The organism is Streptomyces sp. NBC_00104 (genome assembly GCF_045160825.1).
GTDB lineage: Bacteria > Actinomycetota > Actinomycetes > Streptomycetales > Streptomycetaceae > Streptomyces.
On the sequence record NZ_CP108215.1, the window covers coordinates 1132358 to 1153472 of the forward strand.

Sequence of the window (21115 nt, forward strand, 5' to 3'; positions counted from 1 at the left end):
CCACCACCGAGGCGCGTGACACAACACAGACCAGCAGCACTCACTCCCGCTCACCAGAACGCACTTGAACGCACTCCATCGGCAGCAGTTCCACACCCTCATCAGCCAGACGGCGTCGAGGCCCGGCAGCGCGACCTCGTCCCAGACCTCGCCGGGCACGTCGCCGAGGGTGACGCGGCGTCCGTACCGTTCGCTCAACTCCCGTAGCCAGACGAGGGTGTTGATCTCGTAGATCACCGTCATGGCAGGCGTTCCTCCCTCGCGGCCGCCGGGGCGCGGCGTCCGCGTCGGTGTCGGCCGCCGCTGCCCCGGGGCGGGCAGGGGCGGGTCGCGAGGGCGGCGGACCATACGGAGGCGGGCGGCACCGTTCCGTGCGGACCGGGTTTTCCGGTCGACCGGTCGTGATGCCGCCCGCGGGTGGGTCAGACGATCTCGACGAGCAGGTCGCCGCCCTCCACCTGCTGGATCTTGTTGATGGCCAGGCGGGACACCCGTCCGGCCTTCGGGACGGTGATGGTGGCCTCCATCTTCATGGCCTCGATGGTGGCGACCGTCGCACCGGCCGCGACCTCGTCGCCCTCGGCGACCGCGAGGGTGACCACGCCGGCGAACGGGGCGGCGACATGGCCGGGGTTGGAGCGGTCGGCCTTCTCGGTGACGGGGATGTCGGAGGAGGCGGCCTTGTCGCGGATCTGGATGGGGCGCAGTTGGCCGTTCAGCGTGGACATCACCGTGCGCATGCCGCGTTCGTCGGCCTCGCCGACGGCCTCCAGGCCGATGAGGAGCCGGACGCCGGGCTCCAGGTCGACGGCGTACTCCTTGCCGGGACCGAGCCCGTAGAAGAAGTCCTTGCTGTCGAGGACGCTGGTGTCGCCGTAGGTCTGGCGGTGGGTCTCGAACTCGCGGGTCGGGCCGGGGAACAGCAGCCGGTTGAGGGTGGCGCGCCGGTCCTTCTCCAGTCCGGTACGGTCCTCGGCGTTCAGGTCCTGGACGGGCTTGGCGTCGGCGCGGCCCTGGAGGGCCTTGCTGCGGAACGGCTCGGGCCAGCCGCCGGGCGGGGTGCCCAGCTCGCCGCGCAGGAAGCCGATGACGGAGTCGGGGATGTCGAACCGGTCCGGCGTCGCCTCGAACTCCGCGGGAGCCACTCCGGCGCCGACGAGGTGCAACGCGAGGTCGCCGACCACCTTGGAGGAGGGGGTGACCTTCACCAGGTGGCCGAGGATGCGGTCGGCGGCGGTGTACATCGCCTCGATGTCCTCGAAGCGGTCGCCGAGGCCGAGGGCGACGGCCTGGGTGCGGAGGTTGGAGAGCTGGCCGCCGGGGATCTCGTGGTCGTAGACACGGCCGGTGGGCGAGGCGAGGCCCGCCTCGAACGGGGCGTAGATCCGGCGGACGCTCTCCCAGTAGGGCTCCAGGTCCCCGACGGCTTGCAGGTCGAGGCCGGTGGGCCGGTCGGAGTAGTCGGTCGCGGCCACGATCGCCGACAGCGACGGCTGCGAGGTGGTGCCCGCCATGGACGCCACGGCCCCGTCGACGGCGTCGGCGCCGGCCTGGATCGCGGCGAGGTAGGTGGCGAGCTGGCCGCCCGCCGTGTCGTGGGTGTGAATGTGCACCGGCAGGTCGAACTCGCGGCGCAGCGCCGTCACGAGCTTCGTGGCGGCCGGGGCGCGCAGCAGTCCCGCCATGTCCTTGACGGCCAGCACGTGGGCGCCCGCCTCGACGATCTGTTCGGCCAGCCGGAGGTAGTAGTCAAGCGTGTAGAGCTGCTCGCCGGGGTTGGAGAGATCGGAGGTGTAGCAGAGGGCGACCTCGGCGACGGCCGTCCCGGTGGCCCGTACGGCGTCGATGGCGGGCCGCATCTGGCCCACGTCGTTGAGCGCGTCGAAGATCCGGAAGATGTCGATGCCGGTCTCGGAGGCCTCCTGGACGAAGGCGTCGGTGACCTCGGTCGGGTACGGCGTGTAGCCGACGGTGTTGCGGCCGCGCAGCAGCATCTGGAGGCAGATGTTGGGCGCGGCGGCGCGGAAGGCGGCCAACCGCTCCCAGGGGTCCTCGGCGAGGAAGCGGAGGGCGACGTCGTAGGTGGCGCCGCCCCAGCACTCCAGGGAGAGCAGCTGCGGCAGGGTCCGGGCGACCACGGGGGCGACGGCGAGCATGTCCTTCGTACGGACGCGGGTGGCGAGCAGCGACTGGTGGGCGTCCCGGAAGGTGGTGTCGGTGACGCCGATGGTCGGGGACTCGCGCAGCCAGCGGGCGAAGCCCTCCGGGCCGAGTTCGACGAGCTTCTGCTTGGAGCCGGCCGGGGGTTCGGTGACGGTGGGCCGAGGCAGCTTGGTGGACGGGTCGATCAGGGCGGGCCGCTCGCCGTGCGGCTTGTTGACCGTGACATCGGCCAGATAGGTGAGCAGCTTGGTGCCCCGGTCGGCGGAGTGCCGGGAGGTGAGCAGGTGCGGGCGCTGCTCGATGAACGACGTGGTGACGTTACCCGACTGGAAGTCCGGGTCGTCGAGGACGGCCTGCAGGAACGGGATGTTCGTGGCCACGCCCCGGATACGGAACTCGGCGACGGCGCGCCGGGCCCGGTTGACGGCGGTGGTGAAGTCCCGGCCCCGGCAGGTCAGTTTGACCAGCATCGAGTCGAAGTGGGCGCTGATCTCCGTACCGGCGTGGGTGGTGCCGCCGTCGAGGCGGATGCCGGAGCCGCCGGGCGAGCGGTAGGCGCTGATGCGGCCGGTGTCGGGGCGGAAGCCGTTGGCGGGGTCCTCGGTGGTGATACGGCACTGGAGGGCGGCGCCGCGCAGCGTGACGGTCTCCTGGGAGAGCCCGAGGTCGGCGAGGGTGGCCCCGGCGGCGATGCGCAGCTGGGACTGCACGAGGTCGACGTCGGTGACCTCCTCGGTGACCGTGTGCTCGACCTGGATACGGGGGTTCATCTCGATGAAGACGTGGTTGCCCTCGCGGTCGAGGAGGAACTCGACGGTGCCCGCGTTGCGGTAGCCGATCTCCCGGGCGAACCGTACGGCGTCGGCGCAGATCCGGTCGCGCAGGGCCGGGTCGAGGTTCGGGGCCGGGGCCAGCTCGATGACCTTCTGGTGGCGGCGCTGCACCGAACAGTCGCGCTCGAAGAGGTGGATGACGTCGCCGTGGCCGTCGGCGAGGATCTGCACCTCGATGTGGCGGGGCTCGACGACGGCCTTCTCCAGGAAGACGGTGGGGTCACCGAAGGCGGAGGCGGCCTCGCGGGACGCCGCCTCGATGGACTCGCGCAGCGCGGCGGGGTCCTCGACGCGGCGCATTCCGCGTCCGCCGCCGCCGGCGACGGCCTTGACGAACACGGGGAAGCCGATGTCGTCGGCGGCGCGGACCAGTTCGTCCACGTCGGTGGAGGGCTCGGAGGAGCCCAGGACCGGTACGCCGGCGGCGCGGGCGGCGGCCACGGCGCGCGCCTTGTTGCCGGTCAGCTCCAGGATGTGCGCGCTGGGGCCGACGAACGTGATGCCCGCCTCCTCGCACGCCCGGGCCAGCTCGGGGTTCTCCGACAGGAACCCGTAGCCGGGGTAGACGGCGTCGGCGCCCGCCAGCCGGGCGGCGCGCATGATCTCCTCGACGGAGAGATACGCCCGCACGGGGTGCCCCGGTTCGCCGATCTCGTAGGCCTCGTCGGCCTTGAGCCGGTGCAGCGAGTTGCGGTCCTCGTGGGGGAAGACGGCGACGGTCCGCGCGCCCACTTCGTAGCCGGCGCGGAACGCCCGGATCGCGATCTCGCCTCGGTTGGCGACCAGTACCTTGCGGAGCATTCCCGTTCCCTTCGGCCTGCCTGGTGAGGAACACCATGGTCGCGGCAATGCGGCCGACGTGCCATGAGAGTCCCGTCACTGACAGGTGATCGGAGGTCTGGCCTACGTGACGGAGCGGGTGCGGGCCGCGCGGGCCCGTGCAGGTTGTACGGCCCGGGCTCGGGGCTCGGCCGGACCTCTGTCAGCTCCGCACCGCGAACTGGCTTCCCGTCTTCTCGCCGTCGTCCGTCACCGCCGCGGCCACACACCGGAAGACGCGCAGCCCGTTGTCCCACTCGACCGCCGACGGCGGGACGACGTCGACGTTCCACTCGTCCGCGACGTCACGGCCGCCGGAGGTCATCGTGGCGGCCATGACCTTCTGCGAACAGAGCGCCTTGACGTCCGGATGTCTGACCAGGTCGCGCGCGTTGTTCGTCATGCCGTCCTTCGGCAGCGGCGCGATCGCGAAGGTCTCCCAGACGTGCTTGGTCTGGCAGTCCGCACGGCTGACGGTGACGATGCCGGAGATGTCGACGATGCCGCTCCAGCACTCCGGGGTCGCGACGCACCGGCCGCCCACGCCGCCGACGTCCGCGGCGGGGCAGTTCTCCGTCGTGGTCGCCACCTCGAACCCCGAGGTGCCCTTGCCGTCGGCGGTGGCACCGGTGGACGGCGTGGCCGTCGAGGAGGAGTCGCCTCCCCCGCTGTCCCTGTCGTCGTTCTGGTACGTCACCACGGTGACCGACACGCTCACGGAGACGGCCACGGCCGCCAGTACGGCGATCACGGCCGGCCGGCGCCGCGCCACGCCCTTCCGCCCGCCGTCGCCACCCGGCCCGGGCACCACGGTGCTGCCGCCCCCGCCCGTGGGCGCGTCCCCGTACGGCGACTGCGTCGTCGCGGGCGGCGTGTCACGGTACGGCGGCATCGTCGTGGGCGGCGCGCCCCGGTACGCCGGGACCGTCGTCATGCTGGGCGGCGGTCCGAAGCCACCGCCGCCGCCTCCCAGGTCGACGGTGTCGAGGTCGACCCCGGCGAGGGCGTCGCGGAAGGCGCCCGCGTCGGAGAGGCGCCGGGCGGGGTCGGACGCGAGGGCGTGGCGGAGCGCCGAGTTGAAGGCGGGCGGCAGTCCGGGGAGGTCGGTGTACGGCCAGGTGTGGCGCACGATCAGTTCGGCGAGGCTGAGCTGGGTGCCGTCCTCCGGGTAGTGCGGCGGGCGGCCGCACAGCAGGGCGTAGACGGTCGCGGCCAGGGAGTACACATCGCCGGCCGGGCTGGGGTCCGCCATGTGGAAGGCCTCGGGCGGCGCGTACGCGGGGGTCAGCGCCTCCCGGGTCACGGACAGTTCGCGGCCCGGCCGGGGCATGGCGGCGAGGCCGAAGTCGGTGAGGGCGACGCCGCCGTACCGGTTGACCATGACGTTGCCGGGCTTGATGTCGCGGTGCAGCACCCCGGCGGCGTGGGCGGCGGCCACCGCGTCCGCGAGGCCCACACCGATGTCGCGTGCCTCCTTGGCCGGGAGCGCGCCCTGCCGGTGCAGCCGGTCGCCCAGGGAGCCGCCGGGGCACAGCTCCAGCACCATGTAGGGGCGGCTGTCGGCGAGGACCCCGGCGTCGTACACCGGAACCACGTGGGGGTGGCCGGACAGTTGCCCGGCGGCCGTCACCTCGCGCAGGAAGCGCTGCCGGTCGCGCGGTGTGGTCAGCACCCTGCTGTCCACCTTCAGCGCGACCTCCCGGCCCACGGCCAGTTGCCGGGCCCGGTACACCGTGGCGAATCCGCCCTGGCCCAGGACTTCCTGGATCTCGTAACCCGGCAGGTCCGTTCTTTCGGGCCCCATGTTGCCGTACCCCCAGCGCACAGCCCCGGTCAGGACGTCCGACCGAGGTGAGGCGAGACTCTAGCCGAGGCCGGTGACACCGGTACGCCGGGTTCGTCCACCGGGCACCACCGTCGTTCGGGCCGGCGGACCGAGGTCCCCTTCGAGGACGGTCCGGATGATCGGAGGGCGGTCCCAGCGGGCGAGGATCTCGTTGGCCAGGTCGACGATCGCGGCCCCGGCGTCAGGTCCACCGCGATCCGGTCGCCGCAGCCGTTGTCGCCGACGACGATCCAGCCGGGCGAGCCGACGGAGGGGCCGGCCGTACGCCGGGCGAGCCCACCCCCGCTCAGGGCCGGCACAGCGCCCCCACAGGGTCGGTTAAATCGTTTCATTCACCAGGATTCGAAGTGCGTCCCACCCATTGACCGGATTCGACGCGGAACCCTAACCTCCGGGCAATCGCATTGAAACCTTTCATGAACGGTCGTTCTCACCGGCCGACCTCATCGACATCGACCCGAAGGTGCACCATGGCGCGGGACTTCTCACGGCGAAGACTTCTCCAGCTGGGCGGCACCGCAGCCGCCTCCGTCGTCCTGTCCGGGCCCCGGGCCTTCGCCGCCCCCGGCCCGGCAGGCACGGTCGGTGCCGCGGGGAAGCCGCCCGCGCCCACCGGGATGCTCACCGATCTGCTGCCGCGGGCGCTGGGCACGAGTGCCGGACACAAGCCTCGCTTCAGCTGGCAGGTGCCCGACTTCTGTGCCGGTACCGTGCAGCACGCCTACCAGCTCCAACTGGCGGCCACCCCGGGCGGTTTCCAGGACGACGAGCTGGTGTGGGACTCCGGGAAGCGGAAGTCCGCCGACTCCACGGCCGTACCGTACGGCGGACCCGCCCTGCAGCCCCGTACTGCCTACTGGTGGCGGGTCAGCAGCTGGGGTGAGCGGCGTTCGGCCTGGTCGGAGCCGACCCTGCTGGCCACGTCGGTCGAGGACGAATGGGAGGCGAAGCCTATCTGGGCACCGGCCGGGCCGGTGATGACCGACGGCACCCTCACCGTCCGCGTGAAGATCAGCGCCGTGGCTGCCGGGCTGTGGTTCCGGGCCACGAACACCGCCAACAACTACATGTGGCAGCTGCGCGCGGGCACCACCGGTGTCCTGCGCAAGCACGTCTGCGTGGGCGGCACGTACACCGTGCTCGGCGAGGTGAAGCTGCCGTTCGCGGTCACCGCCGGGGAGTGGGTCGACCTCGGCGTCACCATGGCGGGCGCCACCTTCACCACCACCGTCAACGGCACCGTCGTCGACACCACCACCGACAGCCGCTACGCCTCCGGCAACGTCGGTCTGCGCAACGGCAGCACCGAGTCCCAGGTCTACGACCGGGTCACCTTCACGGCCGCCGACGGCACGGTCCTCCTCGACGACGACTTCGCCTCCGACAAGGGCACCTTCGCCACCGGCACGGTCGCCGGCGGCGTCCTCACCTTCCCGGCCGGCGCGTCCTCGCTCTCCTCCTACGGAGCCGACGACACCTGGGCGCTGCTGCGCCACGAGTACGACACGGCGGCCGGCAAGGAGATAGCCGCGGCGATCCTCTATGTGGCGGCCACCTCGCCCGATCCGGCCCGGCAGTACGTCGCGAAGGTGTGGAGCAACGGCACGACGGTCGGTTACGCCTCCGTCCGCTCCGGCGAGGGGACCGCCTACCAGGCCTTCGACGTGACCTCCACGCTGCGTGCCGACGGCAGGGCCAACGCGCTGGCCGCACTGTGCTGGACCACCTCGCAGCAGAAGTTCCTGGCCCAGCTGGAGATCACGTACACCGACGGCAGCCGGTCGACCGTCGCCTCCGGGGACCACTGGACGGCGCGCCGCCAGGCCGGGTTGCTGCCGTCGAAGGGCAGCGCGGGCAGCAGCTACTTCACCGTTCCGCAGGAGTACTGGGACCTGCGCCGCGAGCCGGTGGGCTGGACCAAGCCGGGCTTCGACGACGGCGACTGGCTCAAGCCGGTCGTCCGTACGGCGATCGACGGTCTCGTCCCGGCCCTGATCGAGGCGATACGGCCGCACGACGTCACCCCCGCCTCCGTCACCCAGGTCGCCGACGGACGCTGGCTGGTCGACCTCGGCCGGGAGATCGTCGGCGGGCTGGCCCTGGAGGTCACCGGCGGCGCGGGCGACACGGTCGAGGTGCGGCTCGGCGAGGAGCTGAACGCGGACGGCACGGTCAGGTACCAGCTGCGCGCCACCAACGCCTACCGCGAGGTGTGGACCCTGCGCGACGGCGAGCAGCGTGTCGAGCACTGGGGCTACCGCGGCTTCCGCTGGGCCGAGCTGCGCACCACACTCGACCTGTCGAAGGCGGTCGTCACCGGCCGCGCCTGGAAGCTCGACTGGGACGACTCGCACGCCTCGTTCCGCAGCTCCGACGCCGACCTGGACCGGGTGTGGGAGCTGTGCCGGTACTCCATCGAGGCCACGCGCGGCGACCTCTACACGGACACGCCCACCCGCGAACGCGGCCCGTACGAGGGCGACGCGCTGATCAACCAGCTCTCCGAGTACGGGGTGCAGCGCTCGTACGCGCTCGCCCGCTGGTCGAACGACTATCTGGTCCGGAAGGGCACCTGGCCCACCGAGTACCGGCTGATGTGCGCGATCTCCGCGTGGGAGGACTACCTCGCCACCGGCGACGACCGGCAGCTCGCCAAGGACTACGACCTGCTGACCGCCAAGAACCTCACCTCGTACCTGGACTCCGACGGGCTGGTCCGCAAGGCGCCCGGCGGCACCAGCCAGAACCTCGGCGATCTGGTCGACTGGCCGACAGCCAGCCGTGACGGTTACGTGTTCACCAACGTCAACACGGTCGTCAACGCCTTCCAGTACGCGGCCTTCGAGGCGCTCGCCGAGTGCGCCGCGGCCCTCGGCGAGGACGCCGACGCGACCGCCCTGCGCGGCCGGGCCGACACCCTCGCCACCGCCATGCGCGCCACCCTCCTCGACGGTGCGGGCGGGCGGTTCCTCGACGGCGTCGGCACCACGCACAGCGCCCAGCACGCGACCGCCTTCCCGGTGGCGCTGGGTGTCGCGGACACGCTGGACGAGGAGGTACGGGCCAGGCTGGGCGACACCCTGGCGGCGGGCGGCATGAAGGTGAGCGTGTACGGGTCGCAGTTCCTGCTCGACGCGCTGTTCCGGCTGGGCCGCTCCGACGCGGCGCTCGCCCTGCTCACCTCCACGGCCACCAACTCGTGGCTGCACATGCTGGACGCGCTCAAGGCGACCGTCGTCACGGAGGCGTGGGACCCCGCACTCAAGTCCAACATGACGCTCTCCCACGCCTGGGCGTCCGCGCCGGCCAACGCGGTGGCCCGGCACATCCTCGGCGTGCAGGTCAGCGAGCCCGGGGCGGCCGGGTTCCGGATCCGGCCCAGGACCGGGTCCCTGACCGAGGTCGAGGGGACGGTGCCCTCCGTGCGCGGGCCGGTCTCGGTCCGGGTGCGCCGCTCCGAGGACACGCACGCGACCCGGGTGACGGTGCCGCCGAACTCCCGTGCCGTGCTGGAGGTGGAGATCGGGGACGCCGACCCGGAGACGTACCGGGTGAACGGCACCACGCCCGGCGGGCAAGGTCGGGTGGAGGTCGAGTCGTTCACCGATCTGACGGGCACGGTGCTGCGGATCGGACCGGTGGGATCGGGCACGACGGAGGTGCGACGCGCGGCCTCCTGAGCCGCGGGTGGGGCGGATGTGACCGATAACCCGGAACGTGAGCCCATGCTGAGCTAGCCTCAGTTTTCTGGGGGCGAACTGATGTACGCCAAAAATCACTTCGGGGGTGTTGTGTCAGAGCAGCGGCCGGTGCCACCACGTGCGACGGCGGACAGGGCCGCGGCGCTGCGAGAGGCGGGGGCGCTGCCCCTGCGCCCCGGCGACCCGGACCGTATCGGTCCCTATGTGCCGGTGGGATTGCTCGGGAGCGGCGGGATGGGGCGCGTCTATCTGGCGCGCCCCACGGACGGCGGCCCCGACCTCGTCGCGGTGAAGGTGATCAGGCCCGAGTACGCGGAGGACATCCGGTTCCGCCGCCGGTTCGAGCAGGAGGCGTCGGTGCACAGCCGGGTGCGGACGCCGCGCATGCCGCGCCTGGCCGGCACGGGCTTCCGGGACGAACTGCTGTGGATGGCCACCGAGTATCTGCCGGGGCTCGATCTGGCGGCGGCCGTGCACGAGGACGGCCCCTTGTCGGCCGTCGCCGTCCGGCGGCTGGTGGCGGAGCTGGGGCAGGCCCTCGCCGATCTCTCCGCCGCGGGGATCGTGCACCGGGACCTGAAGCCGTCCAACGTCCTGCTGTCCGCCCGGGGCGCGCACGTCATCGACTTCGGTATCGCGAAGGCCGCCGACGCGAGCGCGATCACCGGCACGGGCAACCGGGTCGGCACACCGGCCTACATGTCGCCGGAGTATCTGCGGACAGGCACCTGCGACACGGCCTCGGACGTGTTCTCCCTGGCCTGCACCCTGATCTTCGCGGCGACCGGCAGCGCGCCGTTCGGCGACGGCACGGGCGTCGACGTCATGCACCGGGTGGCGTTCGAGGAGCCCAACCCGGAGGTGCTCGCCGAGATCTCGGCGGCCGACGCGAGGCTCACCGCACTGCTCTCCGCCTGCCTGGCCAAGGAGCCCGGAGATCGGCCGACGCCCGAGCAGTTGATCGAGGCCGCCCCGTCCGGCTCCCCGGGGTCCGAGGCGACCGGACCGTCCGGGACGTTCGGCTGGCCCGACCCGCTGGGCGGCAGAGTGCTGGCCCGGCAGCAGGCGTACGAGGCGCTGTGCCGGCTCCCCCTCGAACAGCCCGGCCCCGAACCGCGGGGGAAGGCCCCGGCCGCCGTCGCCGCGTCGCCGGGTCCGTCCGCCGACGCCTCGGCACAACCGTTACCCCCGACGCCGCCCGGCACCCGGACCCGCCGTAGGCGCGTGCTGATCGGAGCCTCCGGTCTGGCTCTCTGCGTCGCGGCCACCGGTGTCGTCGTACTCACCCTCCGAAGCCCCTCCACCACCACTGCCTCGCCGCAGCGAGGTATGACGAAGTCCGCCGACGCACGGCCCGGCGACGCCGCCTCGGGGTCGGCGACCGCGGGCTCGAACGGTGCGGCGGCGGCCCCGGACGGCGGATCGGGGGTCTCGGAGGTGTCCGGCAAGGACGACCGGGACGCGGTCGACGACGGCACCGCGCGCCCCGACGAGTCCGGATCGGGTTCCGGTTCCGGTTCCGGTTCCGGTTCCGCGAGCGACGACGAACACGCGGACTCCTCCGCTCCCGCCACCGAGACCAGCGCGCCCACCGAGCCCACGGCGAGCCCGACCGACGATCCCACCGAGCCCTCCACCCCGGCCTGGCTCTCGGAGTGCACGTACTACTCCGGCAACGGGCGCACCCGTCTGGGGAACAGCGGCAAACGCGTGGTGCAGGTCCAGTGCATGCTGACCAGGCGCGGGTACGGCGTCGGGGACGCGGAAGGCGACTTCGGGACCGGGACGCAGGACGCGGTGCGGAACTTCCAGAGCGACAAGGGGCTGGCCCCCGACGGCGTCGTCGCGCAAGGCACCTGGGCGGCGCTGCGCGGCACGGACTGACCTCTCGGTCCGCCGGCGTCCGCCGGGCAGCCCGGGCCGCGCCTCGGTCAGTCGACGAACAGCCCCCGCGCCGCGGCCCGCGCGTCGAACTCCTCCAGGTGGGCCTGGGCGTCCGGGAGGGCGTCGCACATCGCCTCCAGGAGGACCTGGCCCAGCAGCATGGGGGCGCTGACGGTGTCGAAGACGAGGCCGGTGCCCACGGCGGCGGGGAGCAGCAGGTCGCTGTGGGCGGCGACCGGGGCGAACGTGCCGTCGGCGACGGTCACCACGGTCAGGCCGACGGCACGGGCATGGGCGAGGGTGTCGAGGAGTTCGCGCGGGTGGCGGGGCAGCGCGAAGCACAGCAGCGCGCTCGCGCCGGCCTGCCGGGCCGCGTCGACGCGGTCGGCGAGCAGTGAGCCGCCCTCGTCGAGCAGCCGTACGTCGGTGTGGACCTTCGCGGCGAAGTAGGCGAAGCCGCGGGCCTGGGCGGCGGAGGCGCGCAGCCCGAGCACCGGCAGGGGCCGGGAGGCGGCGAGCAGACGGCCCGCGCGTTCGACGGGTTCGGGGTCGGTGAGCAGGGACGCCAGGTGCCGCAGGTTGTCGATCTCGGCCTGGACGGCGCGCTGGTACGGGTTGGCCGACCGTCCGTCGAAGCCGTGCCCGGTGGGTGCGACCGCCCGCAGGTGCTCGCGCAGGGCCGGATAGCCGTCGAAGCCGAGGGCGACCGCGAAGCGGGTCACCGACGGCTGGCTGACCCCGGCCAGGTGTGCCAGTTCCACGCTCGACAGGTAGGGCACGTCCGCCGCCTGCCGGACCAGGCAGTGCGCGATGCGGCGCTGTGTCGGAGTGAGCCGACGGCCTTCGAAGAGCTGCTGCAGCCGCGCGGCCGCGCCGACTCCGCCAGTTCCCTCGGTGCCGACTCCGCCACGTCCTTCGGTGCCGACTCCGCCACTTCCCTCGGTGCCAGCTCCGCCACTTCCTTCGGTGCCGACAACGTCAGGTCCTTCGGTGCCGACAGCGTCAGTCATCTGGTCCCCCAGCCGGTCGTCGTGCTCGGTCCCCTCCCCCTGCCCGGCGGGGTGGCCGGTGCGTGATGCCGGGCAGGAGTGGGGGCGACGGTGATGGCGTGACCGAGCCGGTCAGCTCACGAGGCCGGTGGACGTCAGCCAGTCCTCGGCTACGGCGTCCGCGTCCTCCTTGTCGTTGACGAGCTTCTTCATCATCTCCAGCAGGTCCTCGGTGGTGAGCTTGGCGGAGACGGCGTTGAGCGCCTCCTTGGCCTTGTCGTTCACCGCGTCCTTGTAGACGAGGGGCGTGACGTTCTGCGAGGAGAACAGGTTCTTCGGGTCCTCCAGGACCACCAGCTTGTCCGCGACGATGGCGGGGTCGGTGGTGTACAGGTTGGCGGCCTGCACCTTGTCGTCCTTCAGCAGCTTCACCAGGGTGGTCTGGGCACCCGCGTCGAGCGGCTGGAACTTGCCGAAGTCCACGCCGTAGACCTTCTTGAGGCCGACGCCGCCCTGGGTACGGGTCTTGAACTCCGACCCGGCCCCGAGGGTCATGTCGCCCGCGACCGGCTTGAGGTCGGCGAGCGTCTTGAGGTTGTACTTGGCGGCCGTCTCGGCGGTGACCGTCACCGAGTCCTTGTCCTCGGCCGCGGCGGAGTCGAGGATCTCCACGGACGACGGGAGCTTCTCCTTCAGTTCGGCGTTGATGTCCGCGGTGCTGGTCGCGGTGCTGTTCTTGTCGACCGCCACCGACAGCAGGGCGCCGTTGTACTCGGGGAAGACACCTATGCCGCCCTTGACGACCTGGTCGTAGTAGACCTCGCGGGCCCCGATGTCGAACTTGCGCGTCACCTTCAGGCCCTCGCTCTCCAGCGCCTGCGCATAGATCTCGGCGAGCAGCTGGTTCTCGGGGAAGTTCGCCGAGCCGACGACGATGGTCTTGCCGCCGCTGTCGCCACTGCTGCCGGTCAGCGGGTTGTCGTCGCTGTCACCGCCACCGCCACAGGCCGTCAGCGTGAGTGCGGTGATCAGACCGAAAGCGGCGCCTCTGTACATGCCTCGCATGGGTTTTTCCTCTCTGGGAGCCCGGGAGCTCGGAAGATTCGGCATCAGAAAATTCGGGGATCGGGGATCGGGGATCGGGGATCGGGGATCGGGGATCGGGGATCGGGGATCCACGAATCCGGGGATCCGGGGATTCAGGACTTCGACGCCGAGACCCTCAGGCCCGGCGAGACGACGGCGCGCCGGAGCGCGGTGAACGCGATCTGGACGACGAGCGCGAGGGCGACGACGACGGTGGAACCACCGATGACCAACCCGTAGTCGTTGCGGGAGAGTCCGTCGACGATGTAGCGGCCGAGGCCGCCGAGACCGGGGTAGGCGGCGACGGTCGCGGTGGCCACGACCTGGATCGCGGCGACCCGCAGTCCGAGGAGGATCAGCGGCAGCGCCATCGGCACCTCGACCCGGGTCAGGATCTCCCACTCGGTCATGCCGACCCCGCGCGCGGCGTCCCGGGTGGCGGGGTCCACGCCCCGTACCCCCTCGAAGGTGTTGATGAGGATCGGCGGGACCGCCAGCGCCACCAGGGCGACCAGTACGGGCGTGGTGCTGAGCCCGGCGAGCGTGACGACGAGGACGACCAGGCCGAAGGTGGGGATCGCGCGGGCGAGGTTCGCCACGCTGGCCACGGCGAAGGCGCCACGGCCGGTGTGTCCGACGAGCAGTCCGAACGTCAGGCCGATGAGGGCGGCGAACAGCAACGACAGTCCGCTGTAGGTGAGGTGCTCCACGAGTCGTCGCGGGATGCCCTCGTCTCCGTGCCACTGCGCCGAGGACGTCAGCCAGTCCCCCACGAGCTCCATCTGGTTCAGGAAATCGTTCATGCCGACGTCACCTTGTTCCGGGACCACGGGGTGAGCAGCCGCTGCGCCAGGACCAGCAGCGCGTCGGTGGTGAGCGCGAGCAGCATGATCAGGACGATCGCGGTGACGATCGGGGTGGGGAAGTCGAGTTGGAGGCCGCGGGTGATGTAGTAGCCGAGGCCGCCCTGGCCGATCAGCTGTCCCACGGCGACGAGGCTGATGGACGAAACCGCGGCGACGCGGACACCGGCGATGACGACGGGTACGGCGATGGGCAACTCGACCTGGACGACCCGGCGTACGGCGCCGAATCCCATGGCGGTGGCCGCGAGCCGGACGGGTTCGGGGACCGAGGCGAGGCCGTCGACCACGTTGGGGACCAGTACGGACAGGGTGTAGAGCGTCAGCGGGATCATCACCGTCTGTTCGGTCAGCCCGGTGTAGCGGACGAAGATCATGAACAGGGCGAGGGACGGGATCGAGTACAGGATGTTCGACACGGTCAGCACGGGCGGGTAGAGCCAGCGCCAGCGGTGGCACAGGATGCCGAGCGGCACGGAGATGATCAGCCCGAACAGCACCGGCAGCAGGCCGAGTCGGAGATGGATGCCGGTGTACTCGGCGAGTTCGGCCGTGTGATCGGCTATCCACTGCCACCGGACCAGCGGTTCGTCGTCGCTCATCGGTCACCGCCGCCCGGGGTGTCGGCGGAGGCCGTCTTGTCCACGGGCGACGCGGACTCGGCCGGCGCGGACCCAGCGGGCGCGGGGCCCGTCGGCTCGGACTCGGTCGGCGCGGACTCGGTCGGCGCGGTCGCCGTCGACTTGCCCTTTGCCGACGCGTCTTCGGCGGACCCGGCGGCGGTCGCCCCCGCGGACCGCTCGGCGGCGACGGCGCCGGCGGACAGCTCGTAGGCGTCCGCGACTCCGGCGACGGCGCCCTCCGCGTCGACGGCCACCGCGAGGCGGGCGGGTGACAGGAGCGCCGAGTCGAGGGCGGCCCGTGCCGAGTCACCGACGAGGCTGAAGGTGTGGCCGAGGGGGACCAGGGGCGCGTCCGCGAGGGTGCCGGCGTCCGGCAGTGCGTCGGTCGCGGCCCAGCCGAGGGGGCGCCGGGCGTCGTCGACGACGAGTACCCAGGGCGCGTCCACCGCCCTGGCCTCGGCGACGGGAGAGGTGGCCGACAGCACCGGGCCGTCGCGCAGCGGCAGTTCGGCCGCGTCGACGAAGGAGAGCCGGCGGATGCCCCGGTCCTGCCCCACGAAGTCGGCCACGAAGTCGTCGGCGGGCCGGGCGAGCAGCCGCTCGGGGGTGTCGAACTGGGCGAGCTTGCCGCCCGTGCGGAACACGGCGATGTTGTCGCCGAGTTTGATCGCCTCGTCGATGTCATGGGTGACGAACACGATCGTCTTGTGCAACTCCTTCTGCAGCCGGATGAACTCGGCCTGCAGCTCCGCCCGCACGATCGGGTCGACCGCGCTGAACGGCTCGTCCATCAGCAGCACCGGCGGGTCGGCGCCCAGTGCCCTGGCCACCCCGACGCGCTGCTGCTGCCCGCCGGAGAGCTGGTTCGGGTAGCGCTTGGCCATCTCGGCGGGCAGGCCCACCAGTTCGAGTAGTTCCGCCGCCCGGGCCCGCGCCTTCTTCTTGCCCCACCCCAACAGCAGCGGAACGGTGGCTATGTTGTCCAGGATGGTGCGGTGCGGGAACAGCCCCGCGTGCTGGATCACATATCCGATGCCCCGGCGCAGCTCCGGCGCGTTGACCTCCCTGATGTCCCGGCCGCGCAGGCTCACCGTGCCGTCGGTCGGCTCCACCATGCGGTTGATCATGCGCAGGGTGGTGGTCTTGCCGCAGCCGGAAGGACCGACCAGGACCGTGATGCCACCCTCGGCCAGCTCCAGGGACAGGTCGTCCACCGCTGTCGTGCCGTTGGGATATTTTTTGCTCACCGCGTCGAATCTGATCAAGACTGCCCCTTACCCGACTGCATATGGCCATTCAGAGTCGTCGGTGACTGAATGACAGTCAATGGGATTCCGTGAACGGCACGTTACGTTCACACCAAGCCGGACCGGAAATGTCCAGATCATTCAGCTTCCACCCTTTGCGCTCCCTCCGGGCAGGGTGCCCTGGCCCTCGCCCTCGACACCCTCGCGCCGGCGCTGGCGCAGACCGCGTCGGTCTCCGCCGACCCCCGTCAGGGCGCGGCGGCCGTCGAGGACGACTCGACCAACGCGGCGCTCGGCGCCCGGCGGCTGCCGACGATGCCGGCCCGGCCGCGGCGGTTGCTCGCCGTGGAGGCCGTGGTCGCCGCGCAGGCGGTGGATACGGCGGCACCGGCCGCACTGGGGCGGGGACCGGAGTTCCTGCGGCGCGCGATCCGGGAAGTTGTTCCCCGCCTGGAGGACGACCGGCCGTGCGGGGTGGACGTGGAGGCGGTGCGCCACGCCATCCTGGAATCCGACGACGTCCGGAGCACACCGCGCGCCCTGACCGGGGAAGCGTCGGCCTTGTGAGAGGAACGGCATGACCAACTGCGACGTGCACCAGCATCTGTGGACCCCCTCGCTGGTGACGGCCCTGCGCGCACGCCGCGAACCACCGTTCCTGGACGGCTGGACCCTGTTCCTCGACGGGGAGCCGCCCTACGAGATCCCGCCCGCCGACCACGACACCGCCCGTCGTGCGGACCTCGCCGGCGCCGACGGCCTCGGCCTGGCCCTCGTCTCGCTCTCCTCCCCGATCGGCGTGGAGTGGCTGCCCGCGGCCGAGGCACGCCCCCTGCTCGACGCCTACCACGACGGCTCGGCCGCGCTCCCCGAGCCGTTCGGCGCCTGGGCCGCCGCCTGCGTACGGGACGTCGACGCGAAGGCGACGGCCGAGGACCTCGACCGGGGCTTCGTCGGCCTCCAGCTCCCGGCGAACGCCCTTGCCGACGCGGCCGGTTACGCCCGCTGCGCCCCGCTCCTCGACCTCCTCGAAGAACGCGGCCTCCCGCTGTTCGTCCACCCGGGGCCCGCGCCCGGCGGCGCCGAGGGGCCCGGTTGGTGGCCCGCGATGGTGCCCTACGTGCAGCAGATGCACTCCGCCTGGTTCGCCTTCCGCGCCCACGGTCGGCCCCGTCACCCCCGTCTTCGGGTGTGCTTCGCCCTGCTGGCCGGGCTCGCCCCGCTCCACGGGGAGCGCTTCGCCGCCCGCGGCGGCGGGAGCGACGCGGGGGTGGACCCGGGCGTCTTCGTCGAGACGTCCTCCTACGGACCGACCGCCGTCGAAGCGGTGGTCCGCGCCCTCGGCGTGGACGCCGTCGTCCAGGGCTCCGACCGCCCCTACGCCGAGCCCCCGCAACAGCCCGGCTTCGGCCTGGGCGGGGCGGCGGCGTACGCCTTCCGCATCGCCAATCCACGGCGACTGCTCACCGGGACGGAGTGGCACGCCGGTACGCCCGGAGCACGGTGACCGTCCGTCAGCGGCCGGAGCGGATCAGCCCCGTGAGATAGCGCCACAGCGAGGAACGCTGCCGGGCGGACACGTCCGGCGTCACCGGCCGCGCCGCACCCGCCGCCGGGTCGTCCACCGGCGGCCGTTCGGGCATCGGCGCGAGTTCGTACCGCACGGGCAGTGAACGCAGGCCCCGCATGAAGGGCGAGGAGCGCCAGGGCAGTTGGTCGACGGGGAGGGCGAGGTCCAGGTTGGCGAAACGCTCGAACAGCCGGCCCACTCCGACGGCGGCGACCGTCGAGGCGAGTTCGCGTGCCGGGCACTGGCGCGGGCCCGCGCCCCAGGACAGGTGCGCCCGGGTGCTGACCGTCGTCGTACTGGGTGCCACGTGGTCGGCGAAGAGCGGGTCGGCGTGCGCCGCGGCGGAGGAGACCCAGACCGGGTCGCCCGCGCGGATCGTGTAGTTGCCGAGCTGGGTGTCCCTGGCCGCGAACCTCGGCACGAAGTTCACCAGCGGCGGCTTGCGCATGACGACCCGGTTCATGGCCTCCCGGACCATGCCGGCGGAGAGGCTGGCCCGCACGCTGTCCTCGCCGGAGAGGACCTCGACGACCGTGTTGGAGATGAGAATGCCGACGTGGTCGGACGTCATGCCGAGCAGCATGAACAGTTCGCGGGCCAGCTCGTCGAGCGACAGGTCCGGGTGAGCGGCCAACAGGTAGGAGGGGAAGTCCTCGCCCGGCGACTTCAGCTTCAGCTCCGCCAGTTCCGCCAGCGCGCCCAGCAGCCGGTCCAGGGCCGGCCCCGCGTCGGGTCCCGCGTCCAGTACCCGCCACATGTCCATCAGGGCGTCGTCGCCCTGGGAACCGGGGAAGCCGAGCAGATGGCTGGCCACCATCAGCGGCAGGGGCCGGGAGAACTGGGCGGACAGGTCCGCCAGCCCCGTGCCGCCGGCCTCGCCCATCAAGGTGATCAGCTCGTCGGCGTAGGCGGTCACGGCCATCTTGAGCCGTTTGGCCTGGGGGTTGCGCGGGTCCTGGAACGGCTTGAGCGCCTGGTCCCACGCCGTCCGCAGCGTCCGGTAGCCGGGTCCGCCCTGGATCAGTACGTGGTTGACCTCCAGGGAGGGACCGAGCGGCCAGTCGGCCGGGACCCTGCCCTCGGTCCTGGCCCGCCAGTTCTCCAGGCCCTTGGGCCATCCGTCGTCGTCCTGGAGCACCTGGAGCGCTTCGCGGTAGCCCAGCACCAGCCAGGCGGGTACGCCCAGCAGATCGACCGGCGCCACCGCGCCGTGCCGTTGCCTCAGCCGCTCGTACACCAACGACGGGCGCGTCTCGTAGTCCCGGGTCAGCAGCGGTTCGGGAGACATCGCCTCCAACCCCGCACCGTCCAGTTCCACGGACACGCCCTCACCCGACTGGGTTTCCCTCACCATGCCGCCCCTCCGACACTCCCCGTACCGGCCCACCTTCAGTCGGTAGCCGGAACGTGGGGACCCTACCCCAGGGTCACTTCCGGGGGAACGCCGGGCATCACCACTCACAGCTCCGGCCCCGTGACTCACAGAGGTGGACACGGCGGCGGCACCGCCGCCCGTCACCTCCCGGCGCGGGCGGCCTTGACGAACTCCCTGATCAGACCGGGGTCCTTGACGCCTCGGCTCTGCTCCACGCCGCTGGAGACGTCGACGCCCCAGGGGTCGGTGGCGGCGACGGCGTCGCGCACGTTCTCCGGGGTGAGGCCACCGGCGAGGAGCCACTTCTCCCCGGCGGCCGCCAGCGGCTTGCTCGCCCAGTCCCAGGCGATGCCCGAGCCGGGGACGGGCGCGTCGAGGAGGAGCATGTCCTCACCGAACTCCCCGCAGCGCGGCACCGAGTCGCCGAACGCCGCGGCACGGATCAGGGTCCAGTCGCCGGTCGCCAGGTCGTCGTAGTAGGCGCGGTCCTCGGGGCCGTGCAGCTGGATCGCCCGGATCCCCGACTCGGTGGCCAGGGACCGCACGCCGTCGAGGGGTTCCTGGCGGAAGACCCCGACCGTCAGGACGTGCTCCGGCACGCGGCGGCTCAGCCGTGCGGCGGTGGCGGCGTCGACCTGGCGCGGGCTGGCCGAGAAGACGAAGCCGATGGCGTCGGCGCCCGCCTCGACGGCCGTGTCGACGTCCTGCTCGGTCTTCAGACCGCAGATCTTGATGAAGAGGGAGTCCCTGGAGTTGCTCACGGCCCCAGCCTGCCGTATCGGCGTCGGCCCGGGGACGGCGGCCACCCGCTCCGGCTCGACCGGCCCGGTCAGCGCCACGCCCCCGACAGACGCCGGGTGACGGCCGCGCTGAGCGTCCGCACGCCCCGGGTCGAGCCCGGGTCGATGCCGGTGAGTTCCCGTACCCGGCGCAGGCGGTAGTCCAGTGTGCGGGTGTGGACGTTGAGGGCGGTCGCCGTGGCGCCGCGGTGCATGTCGTGGCGGTAGTACGCGTCGAGGGTGACCAGCAGGTCCGGGCCGGAGTCCAGCCTGCGGGCCAGCGAGCGCAGCCATGCGTCGACGAACGGCACGTCCGAGACGGCGAGTTCGACGAAGACGTCCGCCAGGGCGTGCGGCCGCAGCCGGGCGGAGGCGCGCCGCAGCGGGGCCGCCCGGCCGATCCGCCGAGCCCGGTCCAGGGCCTCGGCCAGCTCGGGCAGCGGTGCGGTGGCGGTGCCGACGGCGCACGGGCGGCCGAGGGCCCGGGCGAAGTCCCGTACGAGTTCCGGCAGGTGGTCGGGGGCGAGATCGGGTAAGAGGTCGGGAACGGCGTGCGCCGGTACGTTCTCCGCTTCCGCGGCGCCGGAATTCAGGGGAACCAGCGCGATCAGCTCACCGCTCCCGTCGGCGTCCTCCGGCCCCCACATGACCGGCACCCGGTGACTCTTCACCAGCGTTTCGATCTCGTTTTCCAGGAAACGGTCGACGGTGGGAGGGTCCGGCAGCCGGAACACGGTCACCGCGCAGTAATCCGGTAGTTCCATGTCGACGGCCGCGGCGAGTTCCGCCGATATCGGATCGCCGCTCAGTAATGACCGGGCCAGCAGGGCGACCTGCTCGGTGTACGGCATTCGGCGGCGCAGTACGCGTACGAATCCCCGGCGGTAGGCGCCGATGCCGCGCTCGCCCTGCGGGGCGAACCAGGTCATCATCCGCATGAGTTCGTCGACACCGCCGCCGCGCTGGGCGTCGGTCGCCTCGTTGATCTCGCGCAGCATGAGCGCGGTGTGCACGCGCAGCACCCGCTGCCGTGCGTCGAGCGACATGCCCGCACCGGCCCGCAGCTCGCCCATGGACGCGATGTAGCCAAGATCGTTGCTGCTCAACTCGCTGTTGTCCGGCGACAGTTCGACGGTCCGGTGGCGGAACCAGACCGAGTGGTCCAGCGTCTCGGCCCGCGCCCGGGGGTCCTTGTCCAGGAACCCGAACTCCGGGATCTCGCGTGTGTACGTCTCTACCTCCCGGCGGGCGTTGGTCGACGCCTGACGGGCCAGTTCGGCGAAGAGGCTCCCCATGGACGCGAGCATGTCATTCCGGACGAACCGGCCGACAGACGA

14 protein-coding genes and 2 pseudogenes are annotated in these 21115 nt (G+C 72.1%); 4 read left to right on the forward strand and 12 right to left on the reverse strand.

Annotation, left to right across the window (positions count from 1 at the left end; all coding sequences use genetic code 11):
- Positions 1-90 precede the first annotated feature (90 nt).
- The 4 genes and pseudogenes from OG272_RS04805 to OG272_RS04820 all read right to left on the reverse strand — a co-directional run.
- Positions 91-243 (reverse strand): annotated as a pseudogene (locus OG272_RS04805) (alpha-amylase); the annotation flags it as partial.
- A 179-nt stretch (positions 244-422) separates the two neighbouring features.
- Positions 423-3797 carry a pyruvate carboxylase gene (locus OG272_RS04810; protein ID WP_405892633.1) on the reverse strand — a complete coding sequence of 1125 codons (3375 nt, stop codon included), beginning with the start codon at positions 3795-3797 and terminating at the stop codon, positions 423-425.
- Between the two features lie 181 nt (positions 3798-3978).
- A complete protein-coding gene (locus OG272_RS04815) occupies positions 3979-5619 on the reverse strand; it encodes a serine/threonine-protein kinase (protein ID WP_405892634.1) in 1641 nt (546 codons plus the stop codon).
- A gap of 209 nt (positions 5620-5828) precedes the next feature.
- A pseudogene (locus OG272_RS04820) lies at positions 5829-5909 on the reverse strand (SMI1/KNR4 family protein); the annotation flags it as partial.
- Between the two features lie 222 nt (positions 5910-6131).
- Here OG272_RS04820 and OG272_RS04825 point away from each other — a divergent pair.
- Both OG272_RS04825 and OG272_RS04830 read left to right on the forward strand, forming a co-directional pair.
- Complete coding sequence (locus OG272_RS04825; protein WP_405892636.1) at positions 6132-9341, forward strand: family 78 glycoside hydrolase catalytic domain; 3210 nt, start codon at positions 6132-6134, stop codon at positions 9339-9341.
- Between the two features lie 81 nt (positions 9342-9422).
- On the forward strand, positions 9423-11246 hold the full coding sequence (locus tag OG272_RS04830; protein WP_405892637.1) for a protein kinase domain-containing protein: 1824 nt from the start codon (positions 9423-9425) through the stop codon (positions 11244-11246).
- 47 nt (positions 11247-11293) lie between these two features.
- On the opposite strand, the gene OG272_RS04835 is transcribed toward OG272_RS04830, so the two are convergent.
- The 5 genes from OG272_RS04835 to OG272_RS04855 all read right to left on the reverse strand — a co-directional run bounded on the left by OG272_RS04835 (position 11294) and on the right by OG272_RS04855 (position 16072).
- On the reverse strand, positions 11294-12256 hold the full coding sequence (locus OG272_RS04835) for a MurR/RpiR family transcriptional regulator (RefSeq protein ID WP_405892638.1): 963 nt from the start codon (positions 12254-12256) through the stop codon (positions 11294-11296).
- Between the two features lie 111 nt (positions 12257-12367).
- On the reverse strand, positions 12368-13291 hold the full coding sequence (locus OG272_RS04840; protein WP_326585948.1) for an ABC transporter substrate-binding protein: 924 nt from the start codon (positions 13289-13291) through the stop codon (positions 12368-12370).
- Positions 13292-13434: 143 nt separating this feature from the next.
- On the reverse strand, positions 13435-14124 hold the full coding sequence (locus OG272_RS04845; RefSeq protein ID WP_326584799.1) for an ABC transporter permease: 690 nt from the start codon (positions 14122-14124) through the stop codon (positions 13435-13437).
- A complete protein-coding gene (locus OG272_RS04850) occupies positions 14121-14786 on the reverse strand; it encodes an ABC transporter permease subunit (protein WP_326584798.1) in 666 nt (221 codons plus the stop codon). Before OG272_RS04850 ends, OG272_RS04845 begins: the two co-directional genes overlap by 4 nt.
- The gene (locus OG272_RS04855; protein ID WP_327731066.1) at positions 14783-16072 is read right to left on the reverse strand and encodes an ATP-binding cassette domain-containing protein; all 1290 of its coding nucleotides are present in this window, start codon (positions 16070-16072) and stop codon (positions 14783-14785) included. Before OG272_RS04855 ends, OG272_RS04850 begins: the two co-directional genes overlap by 4 nt.
- Before the next feature lie 297 nt (positions 16073-16369).
- On the opposite strand from OG272_RS04855, the gene OG272_RS04860 reads away from it, so the two are divergent.
- Both OG272_RS04860 and OG272_RS04865 read left to right on the forward strand, forming a co-directional pair.
- On the forward strand, positions 16370-16621 hold the full coding sequence (locus tag OG272_RS04860; protein WP_327731065.1) for a hypothetical protein: 252 nt from the start codon (positions 16370-16372) through the stop codon (positions 16619-16621).
- A gap of 10 nt (positions 16622-16631) precedes the next feature.
- Positions 16632-17561 (forward strand): amidohydrolase, encoded by a 930-nt coding sequence (locus OG272_RS04865; RefSeq protein WP_328222440.1) that lies wholly within the window; start codon positions 16632-16634, stop codon positions 17559-17561.
- Positions 17562-17568: 7 nt separating this feature from the next.
- Here the strand turns inward: OG272_RS04865 and OG272_RS04870 are convergent, their stop codons facing one another.
- The 3 genes from OG272_RS04870 to OG272_RS04880 form a co-directional block, all read right to left on the reverse strand.
- Entirely contained in the window at positions 17569-18978 is a 1410-nt protein-coding gene (locus tag OG272_RS04870; protein ID WP_328222442.1) for a cytochrome P450, read from the reverse strand.
- A 161-nt stretch (positions 18979-19139) separates the two neighbouring features.
- Complete coding sequence (locus tag OG272_RS04875) at positions 19140-19760, reverse strand: phosphoribosylanthranilate isomerase (protein WP_328222444.1); 621 nt, start codon at positions 19758-19760, stop codon at positions 19140-19142.
- A gap of 68 nt (positions 19761-19828) precedes the next feature.
- The gene (locus OG272_RS04880) at positions 19829-21073 is read right to left on the reverse strand and encodes a helix-turn-helix domain-containing protein (RefSeq protein ID WP_328222446.1); all 1245 of its coding nucleotides are present in this window, start codon (positions 21071-21073) and stop codon (positions 19829-19831) included.
- Positions 21074-21115 lie beyond the last annotated feature (42 nt).